Raw genomic sequence first — 21970 nt, 5'->3', positions numbered from 1 at the left:
GAAAAGTAATTTTCGTGAATTCCTTCTTATTTCTTGGAGTTAAACGCTTCTGTCCCAGCCTCTATATACATACTAGGTTTACTCAGCCGTTTCTTCGGTTGATTCTTTTGCTAAACGTTCTGGTTTAGAAGTCACAATGATTTTTCCATCCTTATCCAATTTTGCTTTCAACTCATGAATAGAAGGGTGATCAAGGTAAAATTCAGCGATGCCATCTTCGATTTGTTCTTGGATTGTTCGTCGAAGGGGACGAGCACCCATGGATGGATCATAACCTAAGTCAACTAATTTTTCTTTGACATTCGTAGGAACTTCGATATGAAGTTGCTGTGCTGCCAGCATTTGATTGACATCGTCTAGCATCAGTGTAACGATGGTCATCAAGTTTTCTTTTGACAAAGCACTGAATTCGATGATTCCGTCAAAACGATTTAGAAACTCTGGTGTAAAGTAATTATTCAATTGATTCAATACCGAACGAGTAACACCTTCACGTGCCGCACCAAAGCCAACATTTGCTTCTACTTTACCAGTACCGGCATTACTTGTCATGATGATGATCGTATCTTTAAAGCTGACGGTTCTTCCTTGTGCGTCCGTCAATCGGCCATCATCTAAGATTTGCAAGAACATGTGCAAAACATCTGGATGAGCTTTTTCAACTTCATCTAATAAGACAAGACTGTAAGGATTTCTCCGAACTTTTTCTGTTAATTGACCAGCTTCTTCGTATCCAACATAACCTGGGGGAGAACCAATCAATTTAGAGACACTGTGTTTTTCCATATATTCAGACATATCGAAACGAATCATTGAATCTTGTGAACCGAATAATTCATAGGCAAGCTGTTTGGCAAGTTCTGTTTTACCTACACCGGTTGGTCCGACAAATAAGAAGGAGCCAATTGGACGATTCTGTTTGTTCAATCCAACACGATTTCGGCGAATCGCTTTCGCTACACGGTCTACAGCATTATCTTGACCAATGACATGAGCCTTCAAGTCATCTGCTAAGTTTTTCAATTGTGTCTGTTCTTTTTCTTTTAATTCGCCCACTGGAATACCTGTTCGTTGTTCAACGATTTTTTCCATATCTTTTTCGGTGATGACAGGTGTTTCTTCTTCGGTGAGTTGGCGTTCTTTCATTTTTTGAAGTTTGTTGATCTGGTCACGGTAATAAGCCGCTTTTTCGAAATCTTCTTCTCGAGAAGCTAAAACTTTTTGTTCTTCCGCTTCTTGTAGTTTTTTCTCGATTGTTTTAGGATCAACGATTTGAATTGTTAAGTTTTTCTTAGAACCTGTTTCATCTAGCAAATCGATGGCTTTATCCGGCAAGAAGCGATCTTGGACGTAACGATTGGATAAAGTTGCGGCTGCTTCGATGGCTTCATCAGTATATTTTACATGATGATAGTCTTCGTAACGTTTTTGCAGTCCTTTCAAGATACTGATTGTTTCTTCGACAGTTGGTTCATCTACTCGTACGGGTTGCATGCGACGCTCTAAGGCAGCATCTTTTTCGATGATGCGATACTCGTTTAAGGTAGTAGCACCAACCATCTGCAATTCTCCTCGAGCTAAAGCAGGTTTTAAAATATTACCAGCATCCATGTTTCCATCGCCTGCGGAACCAGCGCCGACGATTTCATGCACTTCATCTATAAATAGAATCACATTTTCTGCTTGACGAATTTCTTCAATCAATTTTTGCATCCGTTCTTCGAATTGACCTCGTATACCAGTACCTTGGACTAAGGATACGACATCTAAACGAATGACTTCTTTGTCCATTAATTTTTGTGGGACATCGCCATCTACGATTTTTTGTGCTAACCCTTCTACAACTGCTGTTTTACCAACACCAGGTTCACCAATCAAGACAGGGTTGTTCTTAGTTCGACGATTTAAAATTTCGATGACACGTTTGATTTCATCATCACGACCGATCACAGGGTCGATATCCCCTTGTCGAGCTTGTTCAGTGATGTTGATTCCGTATTCTCCCAATAAACCTTCTGTATTGCCTTGAGGTGGTTGTCCACCATTGAAGTTGTTGTTTCCACCAAATTGTGTTGGCGGTGTTTGCTCATAGTTTCCTTGCTGTTGCATTTGGCGAGACATGGAACGAAAAAGATCGTCCAAACTGCCAAATCCAAATGGATCATTTTGGGCCATATTAGTTAGACCTCCATTTTGCTGATTTTTGATTTTTTGATAACAGCTCTGACAATAATCAAGTTGTGTCCGCTGACCATTGACAGTGGCATACAAGTGAATCGTTGCCTCATTCTTGCCACAGTTTTGACAAAGCATGAATCATTCACGTCCTTTCACAAAAATGGGTACAACCATATTTTACATCTCGTTTTTCATGAGGTAAAAGAATAACCCCTATTTTTTTAGGGATTTATGAGGTAGAAAAGGTAAAATGCCTATTGACCATTCCTGACCTTTGATTCTTATTATACTAAAAATCGAAAGGGAAGCAAGTAATTCGTTTCATATAAAAACAAACAAGGTCAAAGGAAAGAATGATAAACGTCAGGAGAAAAGATAGCGACAAGAAAAAGAAAATAAACACGTTTGTTATAAAATGTGAAGAAAAGGATGAAAAAGAATCCGGAATAATTTGAATACTTTTATCTGAAATTGAATGAAAACTGTTGTATCTAACGAAAAAAAATGTTAATCTTTACAGATGAAAGGGTGACACTTGTTAGGATTCTCTGAATTACTAAAAAAGAAAACCCTCACATAAAAACAACACTCACTTAAAGGAGACCGATTAATATGGAAAAGAAAGAATTTCACGTAGTAGCAGAAACTGGGATCCACGCACGTCCAGCTACATTATTAGTACAAACAGCAAGCAAATTTAACTCTGATGTAAACTTAGAGTATAAAGGTAAATCAGTAAACTTGAAATCAATCATGGGCGTTATGTCTTTAGGTGTAGGTCAAGGTTCTGATGTTACTATCACTGCAGAAGGTGCTGACGAAGCTGACGCAATGGCAGCAATCGTTGAAACAATGAAGAAAGAAGGCTTATCTGAATAATGGTTGAAATGCTAAAAGGGATTGCCGCTAGTGACGGTGTTGCCGTTGCAAAAGCTTACCTGCTAGTTCAACCGGATTTAACATTCAGTAAGGCAACAGTAGAAGATACTGCAGCTGAAGAAGCTCGTTTGGATGCTGCATTAGCTAAATCTACTGAAGAATTGCAGCAAATTCGTGAAAAAGCAGCGCAAAGCTTAGGTGAAGCAGAAGCGCAAGTATTTGATGCCCATTTGATGGTTCTTTCAGATCCAGAAATGGTAGGTCAAATCAAGCAAAATATTAAAGACAACAGCGTAAATGCTGAATCAGCGCTAAAAGAAGTAACGGATATGTATATCGGTATGTTCGAAGCAATGGAAGATAATGCTTATATGCAAGAGCGTGCTGCAGATATTCGTGACGTTGCTAAACGTATTTTAGCGCACTTATTAGGCGTTACTTTACCAAATCCGTCAATGATCAACGAAGAAGTGGTCGTTGTTGCACATGACTTGACTCCAAGTGATACTGCACAATTAGATCGCAATTTTGTAAAAGCGTTTGTAACAGACATTGGTGGACGTACTTCACATTCTGCTATCATGGCACGTTCTTTAGAAATTCCAGCAATCGTTGGGACAAAAGAAATCACTGCTAAAGTCAAAGAAGGCGATATTTTGGCTGTCAACGGGATCGAAGGCGATGTAATCATCGATCCTACAGAGGAACAAAAAGCTGAATTTGAAAAAGCAGGTGCAGATTACGCAGCACAAAAAGCAGAATGGGAAAAACTAAAAAATGCAGAAACTGTCACAGCTGACGGCAAGCATTTTGAATTAGCTGCAAACATCGGAACACCAAAAGATCTAGTTGGTGTTCATAACAATGGTGGAGAAGCAGTTGGTCTGTACCGTACTGAATTCCTATATATGGATTCTCCGGACTTCCCAACAGAAGATGACCAATACGAAGCTTACAAAGCTGTATTAGAAGGTATGGAAGGAAAACCAGTTGTTGTTCGTACAATGGACATCGGCGGGGATAAAGAACTACCATATCTGCAATTACCTCATGAAATGAATCCATTCTTAGGATATCGTGCATTACGTATCAGTCTATCTGAACAAGGCGACGAAATGTTCCGCACACAAATGCGTGCATTACTTCGTGCATCTGTTCATGGTAACTTACGTATCATGTTCCCTATGGTAGCTACGCTCAAAGAATTCCGTGCAGCAAAAGCGATCTTTGAAGAAGAAAAACAAAAATTGATCAGTGAAGGCAAGGAAGTATCAGATACAATCCAAGTCGGCATCATGATTGAGATTCCAGCAGCAGCAGTCTTAGCAGACAAGTTTGCAAAAGAAGTGGATTTCTTCTCAGTAGGTACGAACGATTTAATTCAATACACAATGGCAGCAGACCGTATGAATGAACGTGTTTCTTACTTGTACCAACCATATAACCCATCAATCTTACGTTTAATCAAAAATGTAATTGATGCAGCACACGCTGAAGGAAAATGGGCAGGTATGTGTGGAGAAATGGCTGGAGATCAAACCGCTGTTCCGTTGCTAGTAGGTATGGGTCTAGATGAGTTCTCAATGAGCGCGACATCTATTCTTAAAACACGTAGTTTAATGAAACGCTTGGACACAGGGAAAATGGCTGAACTTGCTGATCGTGCATTGAAAGAATGCGATACGATGGAAGAAGTCGTTGAACTTGTTCATGAATATGTAAAATAAACAACGTATAAAAAAACTGGTGTAGCTTGTAAAAGAGCTACGCCAGCTTTTTTGTTTTCTGTTCTTTTTTAAGAAAACGTTTTTGTCAACAAGATTAGACAAAAATAGGGCTTAAGTTTGAGTGACAGTTTGGAGGCTATGTTATACTATATAAATGAAGGGGGACGTAAGGTGAAGGTATTATTATATTTTGAAAGTGAAAAGATGCTTGCAAAATCTGGAATCGGGCGTGCGCTTGATCATCAAAAACGTGCTCTGACGGAAGTCGGTATCTCTTATACACTAGACGACAAAGATGATTATGACATCCTGCACATCAATACATACGGAATCAATAGTCATAATATGGTCAATAAAGCCAGAAGAGAAGGTAAAAAAGTTGTCTATCATGCGCATTCAACAGAGGAAGACTTCCGAAATTCTTTTATCGGATCGAACAAGCTTTCTCCTATTGTAAAAAAATATCTGGTAGGATTGTACCAAAAAGCGGACTATTTGATCACGCCAACACCTTATTCAAAACAGTTGTTGGAAAGCTATGGTATCCGTGTACCGATTCAAGCTATTTCCAATGGGATCGACCTAGAGAAATATCGCCCTGATCCAATGAAAGAACAAAAGTTCAGAGAGTATTTCAAACTATCTCCGGATCAAAAAGTAATCATTTGTGTCGGTTTGTTTTTCGAACGTAAAGGAATCATTGATTTCGTAGAAATTGCTAAGAAGATGCCCGACTATACATTCATTTGGTTTGGTCATGTTCCGATGTACTCGATTCCTCGAAACATCCGGAAAATTGTAAAAGAAGACCATCCTGAGAATGTTCTGTTTCCTGGATATATACGAGGGGAAATCATCGAAGGAGCATATTCAGGTGCAGATCTATTCTTTTTTCCTTCCTATGAAGAGACGGAAGGAATCGTTGTTTTAGAAGCTTTAGCAAGCAAGCAAAATGTACTTGTTCGAGATATTCCAGTGTATAATGGCTGGTTAGAAGATAGCAAGAACTGCTATATGGGGAAGACAAACGAAGCGTTTATCCAACTGATTCAACAGATTACCAATGAAGAGCTACCGAGTTTGACACAAGCCGGTTATCAAACAGCAAAAGAACGAAGTATCAATAAAATCGGTGAAGAACTTAAAAACGTATATGAAAGTGTGCTGAATGAAAAAGTCTCTAGCAAATTAAAAAAAGTACATCAGACAAAGGACTAGTTTGGAGGCGAAAAACATGAAAATCGGCTTTTTTACCGATACCTACTTTCCGCAAGTCAGCGGAGTGGCTACATCGATCAAAACATTAAAACAAGAATTAGAAAAACATGGGCATGAAGTCTATATCTTTACGACAACCGATCCTAATGCGGACAAGTTGGAAAAAGATGTGATTCGAATGCCAAGTGTACCGTTTATTTCTTTCAAGGATCGAAGAGTTGTTGTTAGAGGCATGTGGTATGCTTATTTGGTTGCCAAAGAACTAGAATTAGATCTGATCCATACCCATACAGAATTCGGAGCAGGAATACTCGGGAAGATGGTAGCTAAGAAGTTGAAAATACCCCTGATCCATACTTACCATACGATGTATGAAGATTACCTTCATTATATCGGTAAAGGAAAAGTGATCAGGCAATCCCATGTAAAATACTTATCCAGATTATTTGCTAATCATACGACAGGTGTAGTCTGTCCAAGTGAACGTGTTATTGATACATTACGTAGCTATGGTGTAGTAGCACCGCTTCGTGTGATTCCTACTGGTATCGACATTGAGAAGTTCAAACGTTCTGATATCACTCAGGAGGATATCAACAAGTTAAGGGAGTCATTAGGACTTCAGGAAAATCATCTGATGATTCTTTCTTTAAGCAGGATTTCTTATGAGAAAAATATCCAAGCATTGGTTAATGGATTTCCTCAGGTTATCTCGGCTTACCCTAATGCCAGATTAGTTATTGTAGGAAAAGGTCCTTATGTAGAAGAGTTAGAGGAATTGATTTCCGAACTGCAGTTAGAAGAATTTGTGCAGTTTACAGGAGAAGTGGATAACAATGATGTAGCCCTTTATTATAAAGCGGCAGATTATTTTGTCAGTGCTTCTACTTCAGAGACACAGGGGCTTACTTATACCGAAGCGATGGCAGCCGGCACGCCTTGTGTCGTAGAAGGAAATGCTTATTTGAACCGATTGTTCGATCATCCTTCATTAGGAAAAACTTTTGAAACCGACGAAGACTTTGCACCCGCACTTATTGATTATATTTCCAGTGAAGTCCCTAGAAATCCAAAGGTTTTAGAAGCCAAACTTTATGACATTTCGTCTACTCATTTTGGCGAAGCAATGATCGAATTTTATCAAGATATGGTTGTTTACCATGAAGAAGAGATGCGAAGAAAAGAAGAAGAAGCTTCGATTGAACGAATCAAAATCAAATTAAATTCATTTAAAAGATAAAATTCAAACATTTTTTATAAAAAAATCCTTGTTTCTAGCGTATACTAGCATAGAAGCAAGGATTTTTGATTTTTAGGAGGTCGAAAGAATGAAACTAGGTTTTATCGGAACAGGCGTTATGGGAAGTGCTGTTGTACGCCATCTACTAGAAGCAGGTCACGAAGTCGCTGTTTATAATCGGACAAAAGCAAAAGCTGATCCTTTAGTAACAGAAGGAGCTGTCTGGGCGGATACACCAAAGGCTGTAGCAGAACAAAGTAATATTCTGTTTACAATGGTAGGTTATCCTAAAGATGTAGAAGAAATCTACTATGGAGAATCGGGGATTTTTTCTGCAGATGTCTCAGGACGTATTTTAGTTGATTTGACTACAAGTACACCAACTCTGGCAGAAAAAATTGCAAAAACAGCAAAAGAAAAAGGTGCAGATGCATTAGATGCACCGGTGTCAGGCGGTGACTTAGGAGCAAAGAATGGCACACTGACGATCATGGTGGGCGGAGAAGAATCGGTCTATGATCAAGTACTTCCTTTATTCAAGGAATTTGGTACGACATTTACATTGCATGGCTCTGCTGGGAAAGGTCAGCATACGAAAATGGCCAATCAAATCATGATTGCAGGCATGATGACAGGAATGACGGAAATGCTTGTCTATGCACAAAAAAACGGTCTCGCTTTAGAGAAAGTGATTGAGACACTTTCAGGCGGAAGTGCAGCTAACTGGTCTTTAAGTAATTATTCCCCACGTATCTTGAAAGAAGATTACACGCCTGGTTTTTTTGTCAAACATTTTATCAAAGATTTAAAGATTGCATTAGAAGAAGCAGAAAAAATGAACCTTGTCTTGCCAGCAACCATCCAAGCGTTGAAACTATACGAAGAGTTGGCAGATAAAGGTTTTGAGAATGACGGAACTCAAGCGTTGATCAAACTTTGGTGGCCTGAAGGGAAAATACCAGAAAAAAAATCATAAAAAACGAGTTTTTTTAGAGAAAATCAATGCAAGTAGGCTATGCTTTTGATACAATATAACAGAAATAAGAAAAGGAGGACCTCCGATGACACATTCACAATTAGTCGCAATCATAAAACGACTGGAGGCTATGGTCGAGTCAGCAGATAATGAACTGCAAGTTCGCCGTTTTGAAAAAGAAGGCGTAGAAAAGTGTACAGTAACTTATGATAAAGCGACCGATACATTTGAATTAACTGAAACAGATACTCATCAGCAATACGAATTCGATAATATCGATATCGTAGCGATGGAAATCTATGATTTAATCCAATAAATTTTAGGATAATTGACATTTGAAGTTGAAGATGCCTAAAAGAAGCCGAGAAGCAGCTAATTTAGTTGCTTTTCAGCTTCTTTTTTTATTTAATTGCTCCATTTCAATCTGTTCCTTTTCTAATTTTTTGCGGTAACTAATCAAAATTTGTACAGGATCGATTTCTTCTTTTGATAATTGGCGTTTCAAAGATAAATGAGCTTCTTTTTTTTCATAATAAAAGTCAGGTGGATTGTTCCCAGAAGTAATCATTGTTTCTGCAAGCTGTCCGTAACAAATAAGGTAGTGCTTTTTCTGACTATCGTCCGCTGCCAGTGGCATGCTGAATGTGAGGGATGGTGTTCTTAAAAACTGCTTTTGTTCTTGGATCCGTCTGATGAAATAAGTAACTAATTCGATATCTTTTTGAAGCATGCCAGCTTTTTCGAAATTCAGCTGATAGATGAAATGTTGTTGTCTCTTTTTCAAGTAAGTCAGTAGCTTTTTATTGCGACCCTGAAACAATCCTTGGATCTCCTTCTTTTTCTGTTCAAAAGTCATTTCCTGTAAGTCAGGAAGCTGGACTCGCAAAGCTAATAAGCTGATTTCAGACAACCAAGGCATTTGATACGTTTCTTCCATTATACGCAAAATAGACGGCATTTTTTTATAGAGACGAAAAGGCCCGTATGTTCGAGCCGTAGGAGTATCCGTTAATACAAATCCCTTATTGGAAATATGTACATAATTGTAGTTACTGAAATAATTCATTTGTCGGTTATAAAAAGGACGGTAATGTTGGATCAGTTGACACTCAAGCAACAAAGCATCTAATTCTGTATCTACTACGACAAAATCAAAATCTGTTATATGATGAATCATACGTAATGCTTTTTTTGAATGCTGCTTATTCTGATGAAAATAGCTGCTTACTCTATTTTTGAGCCGTTTTGCTTTACCAACATAGATGACCATCCCTTCTTGGTTTTTCATAAGATAGACACCCGGCAGCATGGGGAGATTTTTTATTTTTTCTTTTAACATAGGGTCTCCTTTCACGCTTTGAATAAAAAGACTATAACAAATTTTAAAATAATGGACAAGTTTTAGGTAATTGGAACATTCTATCAACAAGAAATACTTTGATAATCAAAATATGTCAGTGCAATAGTTTTTCTAATAAAATAAATAAAAAATGCTGATTTATCAGTTTTTTCAAATGAGTAAAATCTTAAAATAAACTCATATAACAAAAAAATGAACTTTTACGGTTGCATTTTGAAAAAAGTTAAGATATAGTTTGAACATCAAAAGATTTGATAATCAAACTAATTAGTGGACGGTGGAACATGGAACCAGATTTAAAAACAGTAAATGATTATCTTGTTAGTGTCTTCAATGATATTTTGACAATCGAAGAATCTGAGTTGAAAAAATCTCAATTCAAAGATCTGTCAATCACAGAGATGCACACGATCGAGGCAATCGGGATGTACAAGAAAAAAACAACTTCAGAAGTAGCCAAAGAACTATCAATTACTGTTGGGACCTTGACCACTGCTATTAACAAGTTAGTAAAAAAAGGCTATGTCGAACGTATCCGCAGTGAAGATGACCGTCGTGTTGTAAAGTTGGGACTAACGAAAAAAGGAAAGTTACTGTTTCGGGTCCATCAGCATTTTCATCGTGAAATGGTCAAGAACATCTTAGAAGGAATGGCTACGGAAGAACAGCATGCCTTGCTGGATGCACTGAAAAACTTGCATGACTTCTTGCAAGACTATAAGTGAGGATATTTAATGGAACAATTTGGAATGATTACTGCAACAGCCAGCGTCCTTCCTGAAAAGATCATTACGAATAATGATCTTTCCAAGATGATGGATACCTCGGATGAATGGATTTCATCAAGGACGGGTATTCGTGAACGAAGATGTGTAAAAAATCAGGAGACATCTGATTTATGCCTCTTAGTGGCGGAAAAAATGATGCAACAAAAAAATCTGAACCCTAAAGATTTGGATTTTATCTTAGTAGCAACAATGTCGCCCGATTACTCGACACCATCTGTAGCAGCACAAGTGCAAGGAAAATTGGGAGCAGCTAATGCTATTGCTTTCGATATCAGCGCGGCATGCTCAGGATTTGTTTATGCGTTAAGCATGGCTGAAAAAATGATCCGCTGCGGCTCAGCTAAAGGATTGGTAATTGGTGGTGAAACACTGTCTAAGCTAATCGATTGGTCTGATCGCACGACTGCTGTATTATTTGGTGATGGAGCAGGCGGGGTTCTCTTAGAAGCAAACCCACAAAAAAAATTGCTGAAAGAAAAATTAGCAACTGATGGTACCAGAAGTACCTCACTGACTGCTGGCTACCAGCAAAATAAAAACCCGTTCTATTCAGAAGATTCAGAAGGTTCGTATTATTTGCGAATGACCGGCAGAGATATTTTTGATTTCGCTGTTCGAGATGTTGCAAACAATATCCAAGAAGTCATGAAAGACACGCCAGTTGATTATCTGCTTTTGCATCAGGCAAATCTCAGGATCATTGAGAAAATCGCCCGAAAAGTAAAGATGCCGCAAGAAAAATTCCTGACCAATATGGATAAGTACGGGAATACCTCTGCTGCAAGTATCCCTATTTTATTGGATGAAGCAGTTTCTAGCGGAAAGATCACCTTGGGAAAACAACAGAAAGTAATATTTACAGGCTATGGCGGAGGTTTAACGTGGGGAAGTATTCTCATGGAGCTGTAAACTGTTAAATTATAAAAATAAAAAAGCAAACAATATCGGAGGAATATATTATTATGGTATTCGAAAAAATTCAAGAAATCATTGCAGAAGAATTAGGAAAAGAAACTGAAGAAATCAAATTGACTACTGACATCCAAGAAGACTTAGAAGCTGACAGCTTGGATTTATTCCAAATCATCAATGAAATTGAAGATGAGTTTGATGTAAAAATCGAAACAGAAGACGGAATCAAAACGGTTCAAGATTTAGTGACTTACGTAGAAAAACAAACTGCATAATCATTAAAATTAGGTTGGGGGCTGGGACATTTCCTGAAATAGGGATGTCTCGGCCTTTTTGAATAAGAAGAATCAAACATATATTCTGGATATATTGGAGAAAAACATGAAAACAGCATTCTTATTTAGTGGCCAAGGTGCACAATATCAAGGTATGGGAAAAGATTTATATGAAGAAGCCGTTGTAAAGCAGACATTTGATGAAGCAAGTGAGATTCTCGGCTACGATATGGCCGAACTCTGCTTTTCAGAAAATGAACGTTTGGATCAGACACAATATACACAGCCAGCTATTCTAACAGTCAGCATTGCGTATTATCGCTTATTGAAGGAGCATGGAATCATCCCAGATGCAGCTTTAGGACTGAGTTTAGGAGAATATTCGGCATTAGTAGCCAGTGATGCGTTATCCTTCACTGAAGCCGTTGCACTAGTAGCGAAGAGAGGCGTTTATATGACGGAAGCTGCCCCAGCTGGAAGCGGAAAAATGGTCGCAGTAATGAATGCGCCGATTGAGACGATTGAGGAAAGCTGTCATGAAGCAAGCAAGTACGGCATCGTGTCTCCTGCTAATTACAATACACCTCAGCAGATCGTGATTGGTGGCGAAGAAAAAGCCGTAGATGAAGCTGTTTTGCTCTTAAAAGAAAAAGGAATCAAAAGGATGATCCCACTAAATGTCAGTGGACCTTTCCATACAGCTATTTTAGCACCAGCATCAAAAAAACTGGCGAAGGATCTAAGTCATATTCAATTTTCTGACCCTTCTTTTCCAGTCATCAGCAACACAACAACGGAAATAATGAAGAAAGAGACGATTGCGGGACTACTCGAACAGCAAGTCATGCAACCCGTTCGTTTCTACGAGAGTATCCATAAATTAAAAACAATCGGTATCGAGCAAGTCATTGAAGTCGGTCCTGGAAAAGTATTAAGCGGATTTATGAAAAAAATTGATAAAACGATACCAGTTCTGCGTGTTGAAAATAAGCAGACATTTGATGAAACAATAGCAAAATTATAAGGAGGAAGGTTATGGATGTAAAAGGGAAAAATGTATTTATCACAGGTAGCACAAGAGGAATTGGCAAAGCGATGGCCTTAGCTTTTGCAAACGCTGGAGCAAATATTATTTTGAATGGGCGCGGAGAGATTCCAAAAGAAAAGATAGAAGAAATTGAAGCATTCGGTGTAAAATGCGTAGGAGTTTCCGGCGATATCTCTAATTATGAGAAAGCAGGACAAATGATCAAAGAAGCAGAAGAAAAGCTTGGATCGATCCATATCTTAGTAAACAATGCCGGAATCACAAATGACAAACTTGTGATGCGGATGGATGCAGAAGATTTCAAAAAATGTCTTGATATCAATTTGATCGGTACCTTCAATATGACGCAGCACGTTTTGAAAAAAATGATGAAGCAGCGAGAAGGGGCCATCATCAATCTCTCTAGCGTATCTGGATTGATTGGAAATATCGGACAAGCAAATTATGCAGCTAGCAAAGCTGGTGTCGTAGGATTGACAAAATCGGTTGCACGAGAAGCTGCGACTAGAGGTATCACATGCAACGCCATTGCACCAGGATTCATCACAACTGATATGACGGAAGTTTTAGCAGATAAAGTCAAAGAGCAAGCGGAAAAGCAAATTCCAATGCAACGTTTCGGACAAGTAGAAGATGTTGCACAAACAGCAGTTTTCTTAGCACAAAATCCATATATCACCGGCCAAGTCATCAATGTCGATGGCGGATTGGTCATGCACGGATAAGAAAAGGAGAGCAAATAAATGAATCGAGTGGTAATTACTGGCTATGGAGTCACTTCACCTATTGGAAATGACGCAGACAGCTTTTTGAATAGCTTGAAAGAAGGTACGAATGGCATCGCACCGATCACTAAATTTGATGCTTCAGAAACAGGGATCACCTTAGCGGGTGAAGTCAAAGATTTCCCTTACGATAAATATTTTATTAAAAAAGATAGCAAACGAATGGATATGTTTTCGATCTATGGGATCTACGCTGCTTTAGAAGCAATGGAGATAAGCGGTTTAGATAAAGAAAAAATGAATCAAGACCGGTTTGGTGTCATCATCGGATCAGGAATCGGTGGTCTTCCGACAATCGAAAATCAAGTTATCCGTCTGCATGAAAAAGGCGCAAAACGAGTTTCTCCAATGTTCGTGCCAATGGCGATTGCCAACATGGCAGCTGGAAATATTGCTTTACGAGTAGGCGCAAAAGGCATCTGTACAGCTATCGTAACAGCTTGTGCTAGCGGAACGAATTCAATCGGTGAAGCATTCCGTAACATCAAACATGGCTATTCAGATGTCATTCTTGCTGGAGGAACAGAAGCAACGATTTGTGAGATGGGGATTGCTGGATTTGCAGCTTTAACTGCACTTTCGGAATCAACTGATCCTAATCGTGGTTCGATCCCGTTTGATGAAAATCGAAATGGTTTTGTGATGGGTGAAGGAGCAGGTGTTCTAGTTCTTGAATCTTTAGAGCATGCACAGGCTCGCGGTGCCAAAATCTATGGAGAAATCGTTGGATACGGTGCAAATTGTGATGCTTACCATATGACAGCCCCTACTCCAGATGGTTCTGGTGCGTCTAAAGCAATGAAGCTTGCGATGGAAGAAGCTGGTATACAGCCGGAGCAAGTTGGATATATCAATGCGCACGGAACGAGTACGCCAGCTAATGACCAGGCAGAAGCAAAAGCAATCCAACTCGCACTAGGTGAAAATTTCAGAGATACTTATGTCAGCAGTACGAAATCAATGACTGGACATTTATTGGGAGCAGCCGGCGGGATCGAAGCATTAGCCACTCTGATGGCATTGGAACATCAATTTATCCCACCTACAATCAATGTAGAAAAACAAGATCCTGAGATTGATTTGACAGTTGTCAAAAACGAAAGCAAACCTGCAAGCTTTACTTATGCAATGAGCAATTCATTAGGGTTTGGCGGACATAATGCGGTTCTTTGTATGAAACGCTGGGAGGAATAATTTTGGATATCAATGAAATTAGAGAATTAGTTAGTCAATTTGATCAATCTTCGCTAACGGAATTTGACTTGCGTGAAGGTCAATTTGAATTGTACATGAATAAAAATAAAACAAGTCGAGGCATGAATATGGTTCAAACAAACGAAACGTTGCCAGTTTCGGAGCCAGTTAACGCCATGCCTGAAGAAGCAACAACTGTTCCAAAACCAACGAAGGAAAAAGAATCGGTAGTATTTGATGGAATCGAGGTTGTTTCGCCAATCGTGGGAATCGTTTATCTGCAACCGGCACCAGACAAACCAGTTTTCAAAAAAGTAGGTGATCAAGTTGCCAAAGGAGAAGTTATCTGCATTATTGAAGCGATGAAACTGATGAATGAGATAACTAGTGAGACCGACGGAGTAATCACAGAAATCCTTGTAGAGAACGAGTCAGTTGTTGAATATGGGCAGCCACTCTTTAGGATCCAGCCAAAATAAGCAAAGCAGGAAAGAGGGAAATAAATGAACATACAAGAAATCAAAGAAATTATTCCGCATCGTTATCCAATGCTTTTGATTGATCGAGTGGAAGAGATGGTTGAAGGAGAACGGATCATTGCTAAGAAAAATGTAACGATCAACGAGCCCTTTTTTCAAGGACATTTTCCAGAAGAACCTGTTATGCCAGGGGTACTGATTGTTGAAGCAATGGCGCAAGCAGGAGCAGTCGCATTACTTTCTCTTGAACAGTTCAAGGGTAAAACGGCTTACTTCGGCGGATTGGACAAAGCAAAATTCCGTAAGAAAGTTACACCGGGAGATACCTTATATCTTGAAGTTGAGATATTGAAAGTGAAAGCCTCAGCCGGAATAGGCAAAGGAATCGCTAAGGTTGACGGTAAAAAAGTAGCCGAAGCGGAATTAACCTTTATGATTGGATAGGTGAAATATGTTTTCTAAAGTCTTGATAGCTAACCGTGGCGAAATCGCTGTGCGTATCATTCGTGCATGCCGCGAATTAGGGATCCAAACCGTAGCGATATATTCAGAGGCAGATGCCGAAGCACTTCATACACAGCTAGCAGATGAAGCAATCTGTATTGGTCCGGCAAAAGCGGTTGATTCATATCTGAATGTTCAAGAAGTACTGAGCGCTGCAATCGTAACAAAAGCTGAAGCAATTCATCCAGGCTTTGGATTTTTATCTGAAAATAGCCGGTTTGCCTCCATGTGTGAAGAGTGCAATATCACATTTATTGGTCCTAAAAGCGCAACAATTGATGCAATGGGAAATAAAATCAATGCGCGTCAATTGATGCAAGAAGCAAATGTCCCGGTCATCCCAGGAAGTACTGGTGTATTATCTACTGTAGAAGAAGCATTGGAAATAGCAGACAGAATCGGCTATCCAGTGATGCTGAAAGCAGCTGCAGGTGGTGGCGGGAAAGGCATTCGAAAAGTTCAATCAAAAGAAGAACTTCCACAGCATTTTTCTTCAGCTCAGCAAGAAGCAGCAGCGGCATTTGGAAATGATGATATGTATTTGGAAAAAATCATTTATCCTGCTCGCCATATAGAAGTTCAGATTTTAGGTGATCATTTTGGCAATGTTATTCATTTAGGTGAACGAGATTGTTCTTTGCAACGTAATAATCAAAAAGTACTGGAAGAATCTCCTTCTGTAGTGATTTCACAATCAAAAAGAGAAGCACTAGGAGACGCTGCTGTTCGAGCAGCTAAAGCAGTCAATTATGAAAATGCCGGAACGATCGAGTTTCTGATGGATGAAGAAGGCGAATTTTATTTCATGGAGATGAATACTCGAATCCAAGTGGAACATCCCGTAACAGAAATGGTCACAGGAATCGATTTAGTAAAAAAACAGGTGGAGATAGCAGCCGGTGAGCCTTTGAATGTACGTCAAGAAGAAGTAGTATTCCAAGGACACGCCATCGAGTGCCGAATCAATGCAGAAAATCCCGCTTTTCATTTTGCTCCTTCACCAGGGAAAATCCAAAACTTGCTACTTCCAGCAGGTGGGATGGGGTTGCGGGTAGACAGTGCAGTTTATCCAGGCTATACGATCCCGCCATATTATGATTCAATGATTGCAAAAATTATTGTCCATGGAAATACACGTTTTGAAGCCTTGATGAAGATGCAGCGAGCCTTAAGTGAATTTATCACAGAAGGGATCATTACGAACGCAGAATTTCAGATGGATTTGATTAGTCATCCAGCAGTAATAGCAGGTGATTACAGCACAGCATTTTTACAAGAAGAATTTTTACCGAATTGGACACCAGAAACGGAGATAGGAGGCGCATAGATGGCTCTGTTTAAGAAAAAGAAATATATTCGGATCAATCCTAATAGAGAGAGCAAACCTGCTAACTCGCCATCTGTTCCCGATAACATGTGGGCGAAGTGTCCAAATTGTAAACATATCCTTTATACGAAAGACATCGGTGAAGAAAAAGTATGCCCCCATTGCGGATACGCTTTTCGAATCGGTGCATGGCAGCGTCTAGCTTTGATCATTGATGAAAAAAGTTTTGAAGAATGGGATACGGATCTTGTAACCGAAGATCCGCTAGCATTTCTTGAATATACGGAAAAAATAAAAAAAATGCAAGACAAAACGGGGCTTCATGAAGCAGTCCTCACTGGTAAAGCAACCATTCAGGGAATTCCCTTCATTATTGGAGTGATGGACCCCAATTTTATCATGGGAAGCATGGGCACGATTGTTGGAGAAAAAATCACTAGGTTATTCGAACGAGCAACAAAGGAAAAACTTCCAGTCGTTTTGTTCACGGCTTCTGGAGGCGCTCGGATGCAAGAAGGCATCTTTTCTCTGATGCAGATGGCGAAAATCTCTGCTGCTGTCAAACGACACAATAATGAAGGTCTTTTTTATCTAACTGTTTTGACAGACCCGACGACCGGAGGAGTAACTGCCAGTTTTGCAATGGAAGGTGATATCATTTTAGCAGAACCCCAAAGCTTGATTGGTTTTGCTGGAAGACGTGTCATTGAACAGACGATCAAGCAGGAACTTCCAGAAGATTTCCAAAAGGCCGAATTCTTATTGTCTCATGGTTTCGTCGATCAGATTGTTCCCCGCATGGAATTGAAGCAGAAAATCCATACGCTTCTTGAATTGCATACACAGAAAGGATGGATAGATCGTGGATAAAACAGCACATGATGTCGTTCAGTTAGCAAGAGCTAAAGAACGATGGACTAGCTTGGACTTTTTTGAAGAGATCTTCGATTCTTTCGAGGAATGCCATGGTGACCGTTTATTTGCAGATGACGAAGCGATTGTTGGTGGCATCGCTCGATTAGATGGCAAACCAGTAACAGTGATAGGTATTCAAAAAGGAAGGGATCTGCAGGAAAATATCCGCAGAAATTTTGGTTCTCCTCATCCTGAAGGCTATCGCAAAGCTTTACGACTGATGAAGCAAGCGGAAAAGTTCAATAGACCGGTGATTACATTGATCAATACAGCAGGTGCCTATTGCGGTATAGGAGCAGAAGAGCGTGGCGAGGGAGAAGCAATTGCCAAAAATCTGCTCGAAATGTCTGATTTAAAAGTACCAATCATCGCCGTCATCATTGGTGAAGGTGGAAGTGGCGGTGCCCTTGCTCTAGGTTTAGCGGATGAAGTCTGGATGTTAGAAGAAACGATCTATGCTGTGCTTTCCCCAGAAGGATTTGCTTCGATTTTGTGGAAAGACGGCAGTCGCGCTGCAGAAGCAGCCGAGTTGATGAAAATTACTGCACCAGAACTACGTGAGCTAGGGATCGTGGATCGAGTGATTCCTGAAACGTTCAACGGCGAGCAGTTGCCACGGCAAAAAGTCGCTCACATCATGAAAAAAGCGTTGATTGAAAAATTAACGGAACTTGTTCGATTCGACCACCATGAACTATTGGAAAAACGATACAAGAGGTTCCGACAATATTAGATGTTTAACAACTAAGCAAAGAGTAAAGAATGATTCTTGCTCGCTTAGTTGTTTTTTGTTTCTAAATTTTTCTGTGATCAATCTTTATTTTGGGTCATTTTGTAAAGAAATGCTTTTTCTGAAAGAGGGACGAGTATAGAGGTAGTTTTTTTTGCTGATATGCAGTATAATACGGGGTTGAGGAGTACTTTATGTGCTCCTTCATTTTTTGCAGATGAGGAGACAACATGTTTTCAAATTACAAACCAACATGGATGGTAGAAGCCATCTATCAGATTACACCTGCCCAATTAAAGAATCTAGGCATCAAAGCAGTATTGACAGATTTAGACAATACGTTGATTGCATGGAATAATCCAGATGGAACAGAAGAGTTGCTTACTTGGATTTTAGAAATGAAAAATGCAGGAATTCCTGTTGTTGTTGTTTCAAACAATAATTCAAAACGTGTCGCGCGAGCGATTGAAAAATTTAATCTTTTGTATGTTGCACGAGCAATGAAACCTTTAGCAAGAGGGATCAACATAGCAAAGAAACAATTGGATTTAGCAGATGATGAGATAGTAATGGTAGGCGATCAAATCATGACTGATATACGTGGAGCCAATCGTGCAGGGATACGTAGCATCCTTGTAAAACCCATTATCGCAACAGATAGTTGGAAGACACAATTTAATCGTTTTTGGGAAAAAAGAATTATGGCCTATCTATTAGCAAAATACCCTGATATGGGCTGGCGAGGTGGAATCGAATGACAGAAGAATTACAATGTATCGGCTGTGGTGCCGTTATACAAACAAGCAAACCCGGTGAATTAGGATACACGCCGCAAACGGCTTTGGAAAAAGGGTTAGCTTCCGGCGAAGTCTATTGTCAGCGTTGTTTCAGATTACGCCATTATAATGAGATCCAAGATGTCTCATTGACGGATGACGACTTTTTACGCTTACTGAATGAATTAGGGCAAAAAGATGCATTGATTGTCAATGTGGTGGATATTTTTGACTTCAATGGTTCGCTGATTCCAGGACTACACCGTTTTGTCGGCGATAATCCAGTACTTTTAGTGGGAAACAAAGTGGATATATTACCGAAATCATTGAAAAAACCTAAATTAACACAATGGATGAAGGAACGTGCTCACGAAGCAGGGATTCGTCCAGTAGATGTATTACTAACTAGTGCTAAGAAATCACATGAGATGACGGAACTATTAGAAAAAATTGAAGAATACCGCGATGGACGGGATGTTTATATCGTCGGAGTAACAAATGTAGGGAAATCAACGCTTATCAATCAAATCATCAAAAATACAGCGGGAGTACAAGATGTGATCACAACCTCACAGTTTCCCGGAACGACCTTGGATAAAATCGAGATTCCTTTAGATGATGGACATTTTTTGATTGATACACCGGGGATCATCCATCGTCATCAAATGGCGCATTACTTAGGTAAAAAAGATTTGCGGATCATTGCCCCGTTAAAAGAAATCAAACCTAAAGTTTATCAGCTGAATGAAGGGCAAACACTTTTCTTGGGTGGACTTGCAAGATTTGATTTTATCAGCGGCAATCGTGCTTCATTTATTGCTTATGTGTCAAATGATGTAAATATTCATCGAACGAAACTGGAAAAAGCAGACGAATTTTATCAAAAACATGTAGGTGGATTATTACAGCCTCCTCGTCCTGATGAAGTCGAGGCATTTCCGGAGCTTGTTCGTTTTGAGTTTTCTGTGAAAGAAAAAACAGACATCGTTTTTGCCGGTCTAGGCTGGATCACTGTAACAGCGCCAGCAGTAATTGCGGGCTGGGCGCCAAAGGGTGTAGATGTATTGAAACGCAAAGCATTGATTTAAGGAAGAAGGAAAATTATGAGTTTAAGAGGAAAACAAAAGCGTTTTTTACGTAGCAAAGCGCATCATCTTCAGCCGATTTTTCAAATCGGTAAAGGTGGAATTAATTCAGCAATGATCGTCCAAATTGAAGAAGCTTTAGAAAAAAGAGAACTGATCAAAGTATCTCTACTTCAAAATACAGATGAGGTTGCAGAAGAAGCAGCTCAAGTATTAGAAAAAGAAATCGACTGTGAAATCGTCCAAATCATTGGACGAGTGATCGTATTATACAAACCTTCTACAAAAGAAAAGTATCAAAGGTTATCAAATGAAGTAAAAGCAATATAAGGAGTGACCATGATGAATACGCAAGCTAAGACATTTGTTCATTCACAACTATTTCCTAAAGAAATGCCTCAATTCTTAGAGAAGAAAAAGCAAGTAGGGATCCTAGGTGGAACGTTCAATCCCGTTCACCTTGCTCATTTAGTGATGGCTGAACAAGCTGGCCGGAATTTAGGTCTTGACCGCGTATTTTTAATGCCTTCTTATCAGCCGCCTCATGTTGATGAGAAAGAGACGATTGATGCAAAACACCGACTCAACATGTTGGAATTAGCGGTGGAAGACAACCCTTTTTTGCAGATTGAAACGATTGAATTAGCTCGTGGTGGGAAAAGCTACACCTATGATACGATGAAGGAATTGACACAAAACAATCCGGATACAGATTATTACTTTATTATCGGCGGGGATATGGTAGAATATTTGCCAAAATGGTATAAAATTGATGAGTTGACTTCGATGGTCAATTTTGTGGGCATACGTCGACCAGGTTACACAACAGATACGCCATATCCTGTGATTTGGGTAGATGTACCTGAAATCGACATCAGTTCCACAAAAATACGTCAAAAGATCAAAGAAGGCTGTTCTATCCGCTATCTTGTTCCAGATAAAGTAATTGATTATATCCAAAATGAAGGGTTGTATGAAGATGGACTATAGTAATGAATATACTGCTTATTCTAGAGAAAACCTGATGCAAAAAATACAGATGAGAATGAGCGAACAACGTTTCAAGCATGTGCTTGGAGTAGAAGAAACAGCTGTTGCTCTTGCCAAAAAATACGGTGCTTCTCCTGAAAAAGCTAGTATCGCTGCATTGACACACGATTATGCGAAAGAACGACCAGATGAGGAGTTCAAAATGGTGATCGTAAGAGACGGTTTTGATCCAGAATTATTGAATTATAATAATGCTATCTGGCATGGGCTTGTTGGTGCTTCATTTGTAGAACGGGAATTAGGAATCACTGATTCAGAGATTCTTCACGCGATACGAGTGCATACGACTGGCGCTGCTAAAATGAGTCTCCTGGACAAAATCATTTATGTAGCAGATTATATTGAACCAGGTCGGGATTTTCCTGGGGTGCAAGATGCACGGACAATTGCATGGGTTGATCTAGATGAAGCAGTAGCATTTGAAACAAAACATACGCTATCCCATCTACTTGCACAAGAACAACAGATTTATCCAAAAACAATCGAAACATATAATTACTGGGTAGCAAAAAAATAAGCCACTC

At 39.4% G+C, this 21970-nt stretch carries 23 protein-coding genes and 1 pseudogene; 22 read left to right on the top strand and 2 right to left on the bottom strand.

The window, feature by feature from the left end; all coding sequences use genetic code 11:
* Nucleotides 1-78: 78 nt before the first annotated feature.
* Nucleotides 79-2313, bottom strand: a complete 2235-nt coding sequence (locus AC1F25_RS06340; protein WP_002310354.1) for an ATP-dependent Clp protease ATP-binding subunit — start codon at nt 2311-2313, stop codon at nt 79-81.
* Nucleotides 2314-2790: 477 nt separating this feature from the next.
* On the opposite strand from AC1F25_RS06340, the gene AC1F25_RS06335 reads away from it, so the two are divergent.
* The 6 genes from AC1F25_RS06335 to AC1F25_RS06310 all read left to right on the top strand — a co-directional run bounded on the left by AC1F25_RS06335 (nt 2791) and on the right by AC1F25_RS06310 (nt 8534).
* Nucleotides 2791-3057, top strand: a complete 267-nt coding sequence (locus tag AC1F25_RS06335) for a phosphocarrier protein HPr (protein WP_002287602.1) — start codon at nt 2791-2793, stop codon at nt 3055-3057.
* Nucleotides 3057-4784: a phosphoenolpyruvate--protein phosphotransferase gene (gene ptsP, locus AC1F25_RS06330; RefSeq protein WP_002310355.1), complete on the top strand. Its 1728-nt coding sequence runs from the start codon at nt 3057-3059 to the stop codon at nt 4782-4784. Before AC1F25_RS06335 ends, ptsP begins: the two co-directional genes overlap by 1 nt.
* A gap of 171 nt (nt 4785-4955) precedes the next feature.
* Nucleotides 4956-6002 (top strand): LTA glycolipid anchor biosynthesis glycosyltransferase, IagA/BgsA family, encoded by a 1047-nt coding sequence (locus AC1F25_RS06325; protein WP_002310358.1) that lies wholly within the window; start codon nt 4956-4958, stop codon nt 6000-6002.
* A gap of 16 nt (nt 6003-6018) precedes the next feature.
* The gene (locus AC1F25_RS06320) at nt 6019-7242 is read left to right on the top strand and encodes a glycosyltransferase family 4 protein (RefSeq protein WP_002290830.1); all 1224 of its coding nucleotides are present in this window, start codon (nt 6019-6021) and stop codon (nt 7240-7242) included.
* Between the two features lie 88 nt (nt 7243-7330).
* Nucleotides 7331-8218, top strand: coding sequence for an NAD(P)-dependent oxidoreductase (locus AC1F25_RS06315; RefSeq protein ID WP_479993979.1), 888 nt, complete (start codon nt 7331-7333; stop codon nt 8216-8218).
* An 85-nt stretch (nt 8219-8303) separates the two neighbouring features.
* A complete protein-coding gene (locus AC1F25_RS06310) occupies nt 8304-8534 on the top strand; it encodes a YkuJ family protein (RefSeq protein ID WP_002287607.1) in 231 nt (76 codons plus the stop codon).
* 56 nt (nt 8535-8590) lie between these two features.
* On the opposite strand, the pseudogene AC1F25_RS06305 reads toward AC1F25_RS06310, so the two are convergent.
* Nucleotides 8591-9557: pseudogene (locus AC1F25_RS06305) on the bottom strand (GIY-YIG nuclease family protein).
* Between the two features lie 305 nt (nt 9558-9862).
* On the opposite strand from AC1F25_RS06305, the gene fabT reads away from it, so the two are divergent.
* From fabT to yqeK, 16 genes are all read left to right on the top strand, one after another.
* On the top strand, nt 9863-10303 hold the full coding sequence (fabT, locus tag AC1F25_RS06300; RefSeq protein ID WP_002310362.1) for a fatty acid biosynthesis transcriptional regulator FabT: 441 nt from the start codon (nt 9863-9865) through the stop codon (nt 10301-10303).
* Nucleotides 10304-10312: 9 nt separating this feature from the next.
* Nucleotides 10313-11275, top strand: coding sequence for a beta-ketoacyl-ACP synthase III (locus AC1F25_RS06295; RefSeq protein ID WP_479993978.1), 963 nt, complete (start codon nt 10313-10315; stop codon nt 11273-11275).
* A 53-nt stretch (nt 11276-11328) separates the two neighbouring features.
* Nucleotides 11329-11553, top strand: a complete 225-nt coding sequence (locus AC1F25_RS06290) for an acyl carrier protein (RefSeq protein ID WP_002287614.1) — start codon at nt 11329-11331, stop codon at nt 11551-11553.
* A 106-nt stretch (nt 11554-11659) separates the two neighbouring features.
* Nucleotides 11660-12577, top strand: a complete 918-nt coding sequence (fabD, locus tag AC1F25_RS06285; RefSeq protein WP_002290841.1) for an ACP S-malonyltransferase — start codon at nt 11660-11662, stop codon at nt 12575-12577.
* An 11-nt stretch (nt 12578-12588) separates the two neighbouring features.
* The gene (fabG, locus tag AC1F25_RS06280; RefSeq protein ID WP_087063843.1) at nt 12589-13326 is read left to right on the top strand and encodes a 3-oxoacyl-[acyl-carrier-protein] reductase; all 738 of its coding nucleotides are present in this window, start codon (nt 12589-12591) and stop codon (nt 13324-13326) included.
* 18 nt (nt 13327-13344) lie between these two features.
* The gene (fabF, locus tag AC1F25_RS06275; RefSeq protein WP_002290843.1) at nt 13345-14580 is read left to right on the top strand and encodes a beta-ketoacyl-ACP synthase II; all 1236 of its coding nucleotides are present in this window, start codon (nt 13345-13347) and stop codon (nt 14578-14580) included.
* A 2-nt stretch (nt 14581-14582) separates the two neighbouring features.
* Nucleotides 14583-15059, top strand: a complete 477-nt coding sequence (gene accB, locus AC1F25_RS06270) for an acetyl-CoA carboxylase biotin carboxyl carrier protein (RefSeq protein ID WP_002314180.1) — start codon at nt 14583-14585, stop codon at nt 15057-15059.
* A 24-nt stretch (nt 15060-15083) separates the two neighbouring features.
* Nucleotides 15084-15503 (top strand): 3-hydroxyacyl-ACP dehydratase FabZ, encoded by a 420-nt coding sequence (gene fabZ / locus AC1F25_RS06265; RefSeq protein WP_002310367.1) that lies wholly within the window; start codon nt 15084-15086, stop codon nt 15501-15503.
* Nucleotides 15504-15510: 7 nt separating this feature from the next.
* On the top strand, nt 15511-16890 hold the full coding sequence (locus AC1F25_RS06260) for an acetyl-CoA carboxylase biotin carboxylase subunit (protein ID WP_002314179.1): 1380 nt from the start codon (nt 15511-15513) through the stop codon (nt 16888-16890).
* The gene (gene accD / locus AC1F25_RS06255; RefSeq protein ID WP_479993977.1) at nt 16891-17760 is read left to right on the top strand and encodes an acetyl-CoA carboxylase, carboxyltransferase subunit beta; all 870 of its coding nucleotides are present in this window, start codon (nt 16891-16893) and stop codon (nt 17758-17760) included.
* On the top strand, nt 17753-18538 hold the full coding sequence (locus AC1F25_RS06250) for an acetyl-CoA carboxylase carboxyl transferase subunit alpha (protein ID WP_002314178.1): 786 nt from the start codon (nt 17753-17755) through the stop codon (nt 18536-18538). The genes accD and AC1F25_RS06250 overlap by 8 nt, the downstream gene beginning before the upstream one ends.
* A 227-nt stretch (nt 18539-18765) precedes the next feature.
* On the top strand, nt 18766-19293 hold the full coding sequence (locus AC1F25_RS06245) for a YqeG family HAD IIIA-type phosphatase (RefSeq protein ID WP_479993976.1): 528 nt from the start codon (nt 18766-18768) through the stop codon (nt 19291-19293).
* Nucleotides 19290-20399 carry a ribosome biogenesis GTPase YqeH gene (gene yqeH, locus AC1F25_RS06240; protein WP_002310374.1) on the top strand — a complete coding sequence of 370 codons (1110 nt, stop codon included), beginning with the start codon at nt 19290-19292 and terminating at the stop codon, nt 20397-20399. Before AC1F25_RS06245 ends, yqeH begins: the two co-directional genes overlap by 4 nt.
* Before the next feature lie 15 nt (nt 20400-20414).
* Complete coding sequence (gene yhbY, locus AC1F25_RS06235; protein ID WP_002315279.1) at nt 20415-20726, top strand: ribosome assembly RNA-binding protein YhbY; 312 nt, start codon at nt 20415-20417, stop codon at nt 20724-20726.
* Nucleotides 20727-20735: 9 nt separating this feature from the next.
* A complete protein-coding gene (locus tag AC1F25_RS06230; RefSeq protein ID WP_002316969.1) occupies nt 20736-21386 on the top strand; it encodes a nicotinate-nucleotide adenylyltransferase in 651 nt (216 codons plus the stop codon).
* Nucleotides 21370-21963, top strand: a complete 594-nt coding sequence (gene yqeK, locus AC1F25_RS06225) for a bis(5'-nucleosyl)-tetraphosphatase (symmetrical) YqeK (protein ID WP_002314176.1) — start codon at nt 21370-21372, stop codon at nt 21961-21963. The genes AC1F25_RS06230 and yqeK overlap by 17 nt, the downstream gene beginning before the upstream one ends.
* The last annotated feature ends 7 nt before the right edge of the window (nt 21964-21970 follow it).

The sequence above is a fragment of the Enterococcus sp. M-BR2 genome (genome assembly GCF_056612775.1).
Note: the sequence above shows the minus strand (reverse complement) of the source record. Positions and strands in the feature narration are given on the sequence as shown.

What these genes read in the sequence shown, in the direction of transcription:
- AC1F25_RS06340 (WP_002310354.1), bottom strand. Translation starts at nt 2,313, where the DNA reads ATGCTTTGTCAAAACTGTGGCAAGAATGAGGCAACGATTCACTTGTAT.
- AC1F25_RS06335 (WP_002287602.1), top strand. Translation starts at nt 2,791, where the DNA reads ATGGAAAAGAAAGAATTTCACGTAGTAGCAGAAACTGGGATCCACGCA.
- ptsP (WP_002310355.1), top strand. Translation starts at nt 3,057, where the DNA reads ATGGTTGAAATGCTAAAAGGGATTGCCGCTAGTGACGGTGTTGCCGTT.
- AC1F25_RS06320 (WP_002290830.1), top strand. Translation starts at nt 6,019, where the DNA reads ATGAAAATCGGCTTTTTTACCGATACCTACTTTCCGCAAGTCAGCGGA.
- AC1F25_RS06315 (WP_479993979.1), top strand. Translation starts at nt 7,331, where the DNA reads ATGAAACTAGGTTTTATCGGAACAGGCGTTATGGGAAGTGCTGTTGTA.
- AC1F25_RS06310 (WP_002287607.1), top strand. Translation starts at nt 8,304, where the DNA reads ATGACACATTCACAATTAGTCGCAATCATAAAACGACTGGAGGCTATG.
- fabT (WP_002310362.1), top strand. Translation starts at nt 9,863, where the DNA reads ATGGAACCAGATTTAAAAACAGTAAATGATTATCTTGTTAGTGTCTTC.
- AC1F25_RS06295 (WP_479993978.1), top strand. Translation starts at nt 10,313, where the DNA reads ATGGAACAATTTGGAATGATTACTGCAACAGCCAGCGTCCTTCCTGAA.
- AC1F25_RS06290 (WP_002287614.1), top strand. Translation starts at nt 11,329, where the DNA reads ATGGTATTCGAAAAAATTCAAGAAATCATTGCAGAAGAATTAGGAAAA.
- fabD (WP_002290841.1), top strand. Translation starts at nt 11,660, where the DNA reads ATGAAAACAGCATTCTTATTTAGTGGCCAAGGTGCACAATATCAAGGT.
- fabG (WP_087063843.1), top strand. Translation starts at nt 12,589, where the DNA reads ATGGATGTAAAAGGGAAAAATGTATTTATCACAGGTAGCACAAGAGGA.
- fabF (WP_002290843.1), top strand. Translation starts at nt 13,345, where the DNA reads ATGAATCGAGTGGTAATTACTGGCTATGGAGTCACTTCACCTATTGGA.
- fabZ (WP_002310367.1), top strand. Translation starts at nt 15,084, where the DNA reads ATGAACATACAAGAAATCAAAGAAATTATTCCGCATCGTTATCCAATG.
- AC1F25_RS06260 (WP_002314179.1), top strand. Translation starts at nt 15,511, where the DNA reads ATGTTTTCTAAAGTCTTGATAGCTAACCGTGGCGAAATCGCTGTGCGT.
- accD (WP_479993977.1), top strand. Translation starts at nt 16,891, where the DNA reads ATGGCTCTGTTTAAGAAAAAGAAATATATTCGGATCAATCCTAATAGA.
- AC1F25_RS06245 (WP_479993976.1), top strand. Translation starts at nt 18,766, where the DNA reads ATGTTTTCAAATTACAAACCAACATGGATGGTAGAAGCCATCTATCAG.
- yqeH (WP_002310374.1), top strand. Translation starts at nt 19,290, where the DNA reads ATGACAGAAGAATTACAATGTATCGGCTGTGGTGCCGTTATACAAACA.
- yhbY (WP_002315279.1), top strand. Translation starts at nt 20,415, where the DNA reads ATGAGTTTAAGAGGAAAACAAAAGCGTTTTTTACGTAGCAAAGCGCAT.
- AC1F25_RS06230 (WP_002316969.1), top strand. Translation starts at nt 20,736, where the DNA reads ATGATGAATACGCAAGCTAAGACATTTGTTCATTCACAACTATTTCCT.
- yqeK (WP_002314176.1), top strand. Translation starts at nt 21,370, where the DNA reads ATGAAGATGGACTATAGTAATGAATATACTGCTTATTCTAGAGAAAAC.